Below are 6,936 nucleotides of genomic sequence, written 5' to 3' on the forward strand. Positions count from 1 at the left end.
TGATTGGCCATGGAGAAGGGGTTTGAGTTCACACTCAAACCCCTTCGCTTTTCCTGCCAACCCATGGCCCTGCGCACCGTAAATACCTTGCCATCCGGACCGTCATTCGCCGCTCTGGCCGGATTTTCTTCCGCTGCCCACGCCGCGTTTGCTGGCGCGGATGAAATCGACCAGCAGGCGCACATCGTCGTCGGCATCGGCACGGGTTTCCAGTTCCTGCAGAGCCGCTTCCAGGCGCAGACCGGACAGAAAGAGGGTTTTGAAGGCGTTTTTGATGGCGCGGATGCGTTGCGGATCGTAGCCGTTGCGGCGCAGGCCGACGACATTGACGGCCCGCAGACAACTCATGCGGTCGTTGACGCAGAAGGGAGGAACGTCCTTGGTGGCCGAGGACCCGCCGCGCATCATGGCCAGGGTACCGATGCGCACAAACTGGTGAATCTGGCAGTTGCCGGAAATGATGGCGCGATCGTCGACATCGACATGACCGGCCAGCAGGCAGCCGTTGACCAGAATGACATGGTTGCCGATGCGGCAGTTGTGGGCGACATGGCTGTTGACCATGAAATAGTTGCCATGACCGATGACCGTCGAGGTGCCTTCGCGGTTGCCGCGGTGGATGGTCACGCCTTCGCGGATGATGTTGCCGTCGCCGATGACGGTAAAGGCTTGTTCGCCGTGATAGCCGACATCCTGGGGGTCCTGGCCGACCACCGCGTAGGGATAGACCGTGTTGCCGCTGCCGAGGGTCGTCCAACGGCCGATATGGGCACCATGCATGATACGGGTGCCGTCGCCGATGGTGACCTCGGCATCGATGAAGACATTGGGTCCGATTTCGACCTGATCGGCCAGAATCGCCGAGGGATCGACAAAAGCTGATGGGTGGATACGAGGCATGCCTGAACCGTTATGGGCTGGGGTGGATGACAGAACCGGGCCATGGGACCGACCTTCGGCCTTGAGGCAGCCCCTATCATGCCCCAGCAATTTACGGCGTTCAAGGATTTTCCGCGGCTCGGCAGCGGTTGCATTGAAAGGGGGGCCAGACCTGATAAGCTGGAGGGCAGAGGAGGTGAGGCATGGAAATTCTGCATAATTTCATTGGTGGTCAATGGCTGCCGCCGGGTAGCGGCGATTACGGCGAAAGTGTCAATCCGGCCCGCTCCACCGAGGTGGTGGCGCGTTATCCTCTTTCGGATCGGAATGATGTCAACCGGGCGGTGGCCGCCGCGGCGGAGAGCTTTCCGCGCTGGCGGCGCATGCCGGCACCGCGCCGGGCGGAGGTGCTGTTCCGGGCGGCGGAAATCCTGAGCCGGAAAAAGCCGGAATTGGGACGTCTGGTCACCCTGGAAATGGGCAAGGTCCTGGCTGAAGGCTTGGGGGATGTCCAGGAAGCCATCGACATGGCTTATTTCATGGCCGGTGAAGGACGACGCCTGATCGGCGAAACGGTGCCCTGTGAACTGCCCGACAAGGACGGCAAGTCCATCCGGGTTCCCCATGGGGTGGCCGCCTTGATCACGCCCTGGAACTTTCCCGTCGCCATTCCTTCGTGGAAGGTGTTCGCGGCTCTGATCTGCGGCAATACGGCGGTGCTGAAACCGTCCTCGGATTCGCCCCGGTGCGCCGTGGAATTTGTCCGGATTCTCGAAGCAGCCGGTTTGCCTCCGGGAGTGCTGAACCTGGTCATGGGACGGGGCGAGTTGGCCGGCGACGCTTTGGCGGTTCATCCCAACGTGGCGCTGGTGTCCTTTACCGGTTCCTGCGCCGTGGGTGGGGAACTGGAAGCCAAGCTGGCCCCGTTGCACCGGCCCCTGGCCCAGGAAATGGGCGGCAAGAACGCCATTTTGATCATGGAAGATGCCGACCTGGAGCTGGCCCTGCATGGTGTGCTGTGGGGTGGTTTCGGCACCACCGGACAACGCTGTACGGCCGCCAGTCGGGTCATCGTTCATGAAGCGGTGCATGACCGCTTCCTGCAGATGCTGGTGAAGGCGGCCCGGGCTTTGCGCCTCGGTGATGGCTTGCAGTCGGACACCCAGGTCGGACCGCTGATCAACCAGCGGGCCCTGAACAAGGCCTTGAACTATGTCCGCATCGGGCAGGAGGAGGGGGCCAAGCTCCAATGCGGCGGCGGGCGCGCCGGCGGCGGCGAGTTGGCCTTGGGTAATTTCATGGAACCGACGGTTTTTTCCGAGGTCAAACCGTCCATGCGTATCGCCCAGGAGGAGATTTTCGGCCCCCTGGTGGCGGTCATGCGGTGCTCATCCTTCGAAGCCGGGGTAGACATGGTCAACAGTACCCGCTACGGCTTGTCTTCCGCCATCTATACCCGCGACGTCAATCGCGCCGCCCGGGCCGAACAGGAATTGGAATCGGGTCTGGTCTATGTCAACGCCAGTACCATCGGTGCTGAAATACAGTTGCCCTTCGGCGGTTTCAGGTATTCCGGTTCGGGGCATCCCGAGGCCGGCGGTCGCATGGGTGCCATCGATTTCTTTTCCCGGATCAAGGTGGTTTATCGGGACTTCAGCGGGCGTTTGCAGCGAGCCCAAATCGATATCGAATGAGTTCGCCCGATGCAGGCGGACGTCCCGGCGGCGCCCGGCGCCTGGTCATTGCCGGTGCCGGCGGCCGCGATTTTCACAACTTCAACGTGCTTTATCGGCACTGTGCCGAAGTCGAGGTGGTGGCCTTCACGGCCGCACAGATTCCTTTCCAGTCCCGGCGGCGCTATCCCGCCTCCCTGGCCGGAGCCCGTTATCCGGAGGGCATCCCGATTCTCGGCGAAGAAGAACTGGCCCGGTTAATCGCCGACCAGGCGGTTGATGAGGTGGTGTTTTCCTACAGCGATGTGCCTCACCAGCAACTCATGGAAAAAGCCTCGGCGGTTCTGGCGGCCGGTGCCGATTTTCGTCTCATTGCCCCGCGGCATACTCAATTGAAAGCCCGCCGACCGGTGGTGGCAGTCTGCGCCGTGCGCACCGGTTGCGGCAAAAGCCCTCTGTCCCGCTACCTGTGTCGGGTATTGCAGGACGCTGCCTATCGACCGGTGGTGGTGCGTCACCCCATGGCCTACGGGGAGCTGGAGGGTAAGGACGTCCAGGTGTTCCGGGCGTTGACCGATCTCGACCGATGGGATGCGACCATCGAGGAACGGGAGGAATTCGAACCGCTGATCCGGTTGCGGGTCCCGGTTCTGGCCGGCGTGGATTACCAGGCCGTGCTGGAGCAAGCGGAACGACTGGGGGATGTGCTGATCTGGGACGGCGGCAACAACGACGCGGCTTTTTTCCATCCTGATCTGCAGATTGTACTGGCTGACCCCTTGCGTCCCGGCGACGAGCGAAGCTATTATCCGGGCCTGGTCAACCTGATGCTGGCCGATGTGGTGGTGCTGGCCAAGTCCGGTGGTGCCGACCGGGCCGCCATCGATGTGGTGCAGCGCCATGTTCGCCGGTTTCGACCGGGCTGTGTCACCCTGCGAGGAGACCTGGACGTTGCGGTTGGGGAGGCTGCGTCCATTGCCGGACGGCGGGTGTTGGTGGTGGAGGATGGCCCGAGCCTGTCCCACGGTGGCATGGCCTACGGCGCCGGGGTGGTGGCGGCACGGCGCTTCGGTGCCGCGGAACTGGTGGATCCGCGGCCCTTTGCCGTCGGCAGTCTGCGTCGCGTGTTTGAGGATTATCCCCATCTCGGGCCGGTCTTGCCGGCCATGGGTTACAGCCGGGAACAACTGCTGGATTTGGCAGCGACCCTGGAGGCGGTGCCCTGCGATCTGATTCTGTGCGCCACGCCTGTCGATCTGCGCCGCTTGCTGTCCTTGGCCAAGCCTCTGCACATGGTTCACTATGAATTTGTCGAACTGGATGGAGACGCCTTGGCCCGCGCAGTGCTGGACCGGGTTGGGCGGTCTGGCGAAAAGGCCCCGCCTTTTGCCGCGCGTTGAGCCGAGATACAGGAGACAACGCAATCCGGCCATCCGAATTTAACCACGAATCCTCTTTCAAAGGTGTGTGCATGCTGGTTCTCAACGATGAAATCAATGCCTTGCGGCAGGCTGCACAATTGCTGTGCATTGCCGCCCGGACCGCGCCGAAAGGCCGGGGCCGGGATCTGCTGACCACCGCCATTGTCACGGGGGCCGAGAAGGTAGAACTCGCGGCCCGCATGCGCTTCATCGCCGATCGGGATGAGGTGGCCTTTTTCCGCCGTGATGCGGGCAATGTGGATGAGGCCGAAGTGCTGGTCCTGTTCGGCACCCGTTCGGCTCCCATGGGCTTGCCGAACTGCGGATATTGCGGTTTTGCCGATTGCATGGCCCTGCAGCAGGCCGGCGGGATCTGCGCCTTCAACAGCGGCGATCTGGGTATTGCCCTGGGGTCCGCGGTCAGTCGGGCCGCGGATTTGCGCATCGACAATCGCATTCTTTATTCCGCCGGCAAAGCCGCCATCGAGTTGGGCCTGCTGGGGGCGGATATTGTTCAGGCCTATGGTCTGCCCCTCTCGGCGACGGGGAAGAACCCCTTTTTTGATCGTAAGTAACTGAAGGCTGAATGCGGAAGGCGGAAGGCTGAAGGCTGAAGGTGGAAGGTGGAAGGTGGAAGGTGGAAGGTGGAAGGTGGAAGGTGGAAGGTGGAAGGTGGAAGGTGGGCAGGGACCTGCGATGTGTGCAAATGTTATGCATATTGCCTGGCGAATTGCCTAATAATTAATCTCTTTGTGTATGGATAGATTTGTGGTGGCAATCAAATAGCTCTTGTGTGAAATAAAATCATCAATTATTTCAATTGCTTCCGTTTTAAAAACGGAAAAATTCAAAGTTGGCAAGAAGCTTGCTTTTGTTTGTTGCCGTAAACAGCCGGGCGCCCGTCAGGAGTGGCAGGATGCCGCTTTTGCAGGCCTCAATGATGTGACGGCAAAACCCCGGGTGCGCATGTACCGTTTACAGGAGGCTGATTCAATGCGAAAAATCGAAGCGATTATAAAGCCGTTCAAGCTGGATGAAGTCAAGGAAGCTTTGAATGAAATCGGAGTTCAGGGTCTGACCGTATCCGAGGTCAAGGGTTTCGGACGTCAGAAGGGCCATACGGAACTGTACCGTGGCGCCGAATATGTGGTGGATTTTATCCCCAAGATTAAAATCGAGATTATTGCCGGTGACGATATGGTCGCCAAGATCATCGAAACCATCGCCGAGGCGGCGCGTACCGGTCGCATCGGGGACGGCAAGATTTTCGTCATGCCGGTAGAGGAAGTCATTCGCATCCGCACGGGCGAAAGCGGGGAGGAAGCCCTCTAGAGCCGGCGGAAACGTCATCGACACAATTCGAACGCCCCTAATCAAGCCGGGGAAACTTTCAGCGAGGAGCAGAAGTCATGACACCAAAACAGGTAATGGAGTTTGTCAAAGAGAAGAACATCCAGATGGTGGACTACAAGTTTCTGGATTTCATCGGCGTTTGGCAGCATGTGACTGTACCCGTCTGCGAACTGAGCGAGGACACCTTTGAAGACGGTCTGGGCTTCGATGGATCTTCGATTCGCGGTTGGCAGCCGATTCACAACAGCGACATGGCCATCGTTCCGGATCCGGCCACGGCCAAACTCGATCCTTTCATCAAGGTTCCGACCCTGAGCCTGATCTGCAACATCTTTGACCCCATCACCAAAGAAGGTTATACCCGCGATCCGCGCTTCATCGCCCAGAAAGCCGAAGCCTACCTGAAGTCCACCGGTATCGGCGATACCGTTTTCTTTGGCCCGGAACCGGAATTCTTCATCTTCGACGACGTGCGTTTCGATTCCAGCTGCAACCAGTCCTTCTACAGCGTCGACTCCAGCGAAGGTATCTGGAACTCCGGCCGTGAAGAGTTCCCCAACCTGGGCTACAAGCCGCGCCACAAGGAAGGCTACTTCCCCTGCGCGCCGACGGACTCCCTGGTCGATCTGCGCAATGAAATGGTCCAGGTCTGCCAGAGCGTCGGCATGCACATCGAAGCGGCCCACCACGAAGTGGCCACCGGCGGCCAGTGCGAAATCGACTTCAAATTCGACTCCCTGGTCAACACCGGCGACACCCTGCAGTGGTTCAAGTACATCATCAAGAACGTGGCGGTACGCAACGGCAAGACCGTCACCTTCATGCCCAAGCCCCTGTTCGGCGACAACGGCAGCGGTATGCACTGCCATGTCTCCATCTGGAAGGACGGCGCCAACACCTTCGCCGGTGACGGCTATGCCGGACTGTCCAAGACCGCCATGTACTTCATCGGCGGCATCATGAAGCATGCCAAGGCCCTGTGCGCCTTCACGAATCCCAGCACCAACTCCTACAAGCGCCTGGTGCCGGGCTACGAAGCGCCGGTCAACCTGGCCTACTCCAGCCGCAACCGCTCGGCGGCCCTGCGTATTCCCCAGGCTTCAAGCCCGAAAGGGAAGCGGGTTGAGTACCGTACGCCTGACCCGTCCAGCAACGGCTACCTGTGCATGTCCGCCATCCTCATGGCCGGTCTCGACGGCATCGAGAACAAGATCGATCCGGGTCAGCCTCTGGACAAGGATATCTACGGTCTGCCGCCGGAAGAACTGGCGACCATTCCGAGCGTCGCCGGGAGCCTGGAAGAAGCCCTCGCTTGCCTCAAGGAAGACCACGCCTTCCTGCTCAAGGGCGATGTGTTCACGGAAGACGTCATCGACAAGTGGATTCGCTACAAAACCGAATCCGAGGTCGATCCGGTCCGCATGCGTCCGGTGCCCCTGGAATTCGCTCTCTACTACGACTGCTAAGCGCCTCGAAAAAAACGGCCCCCGGATTCCCGGGGGCCGTTTTCGGTAGAATTCGGCTTATCAACGATTCCATATTGGCCTTCAGCCTTCAGCCTTCAGCCTTCAGCCTTCAGCCTGATTTTCATCCCACTTCATTATACGGTC

At 60.0% G+C, this 6,936-nt stretch carries 6 protein-coding genes; 5 read left to right on the forward strand and 1 reads right to left on the reverse strand.

Translation table 11 applies throughout. From position 1 onward, the window contains the following. Window positions 1–102 precede the first annotated feature (102 nt). Window positions 103–900, reverse strand: coding sequence for an acyl-ACP--UDP-N-acetylglucosamine O-acyltransferase (lpxA, locus tag JQN68_RS10505; protein ID WP_225073052.1), 798 nt, complete (start codon window positions 898–900; stop codon window positions 103–105). Window positions 901–1,082: 182 nt separating this feature from the next. Here lpxA and JQN68_RS10510 point away from each other — a divergent pair, with 182 nt between their 5' ends. From JQN68_RS10510 to glnA, 5 genes are all read left to right on the forward strand, one after another. Next, a complete protein-coding gene (locus JQN68_RS10510) occupies window positions 1,083–2,573 on the forward strand; it encodes an aldehyde dehydrogenase family protein (protein WP_225073053.1) in 1,491 nt (496 codons plus the stop codon). Further along, the gene (locus JQN68_RS10515; RefSeq protein ID WP_225073054.1) at window positions 2,570–3,952 is read left to right on the forward strand and encodes a GTPase; all 1,383 of its coding nucleotides are present in this window, start codon (window positions 2,570–2,572) and stop codon (window positions 3,950–3,952) included. The genes JQN68_RS10510 and JQN68_RS10515 overlap by 4 nt, the downstream gene beginning before the upstream one ends. A gap of 71 nt (window positions 3,953–4,023) precedes the next feature. Next, window positions 4,024–4,548, forward strand: a complete 525-nt coding sequence (locus tag JQN68_RS10520) for a ferredoxin domain-containing protein (RefSeq protein WP_225073055.1) — start codon at window positions 4,024–4,026, stop codon at window positions 4,546–4,548. 418 nt (window positions 4,549–4,966) lie between these two features. Continuing rightward, window positions 4,967–5,305, forward strand: a complete 339-nt coding sequence (locus tag JQN68_RS10525) for a P-II family nitrogen regulator (RefSeq protein WP_225073056.1) — start codon at window positions 4,967–4,969, stop codon at window positions 5,303–5,305. 77 nt (window positions 5,306–5,382) lie between these two features. Beyond that, complete coding sequence (gene glnA / locus JQN68_RS10530) at window positions 5,383–6,792, forward strand: type I glutamate--ammonia ligase (protein WP_225073057.1); 1,410 nt, start codon at window positions 5,383–5,385, stop codon at window positions 6,790–6,792. Window positions 6,793–6,936: the final 144 nt, after the last annotated feature.

This window comes from Desulfuromonas sp. CSMB_57 (assembly GCF_020194955.2).
In the GTDB taxonomy this organism is placed as follows: domain Bacteria; phylum Desulfobacterota; class Desulfuromonadia; order Desulfuromonadales; family Syntrophotaleaceae; genus JAFCIY02.

Coding starts and splice junctions, on each gene's coding strand:
- lpxA (WP_225073052.1), bottom strand. CDS start 900: ATGCCTCGTATCCACCCATCAGCTTTTGTCGATCCCTCGGCGATTCTG.
- JQN68_RS10510 (WP_225073053.1), top strand. CDS start 1,083: ATGGAAATTCTGCATAATTTCATTGGTGGTCAATGGCTGCCGCCGGGT.
- JQN68_RS10515 (WP_225073054.1), top strand. CDS start 2,570: ATGAGTTCGCCCGATGCAGGCGGACGTCCCGGCGGCGCCCGGCGCCTG.
- JQN68_RS10520 (WP_225073055.1), top strand. CDS start 4,024: ATGCTGGTTCTCAACGATGAAATCAATGCCTTGCGGCAGGCTGCACAA.
- JQN68_RS10525 (WP_225073056.1), top strand. CDS start 4,967: ATGCGAAAAATCGAAGCGATTATAAAGCCGTTCAAGCTGGATGAAGTC.
- glnA (WP_225073057.1), top strand. CDS start 5,383: ATGACACCAAAACAGGTAATGGAGTTTGTCAAAGAGAAGAACATCCAG.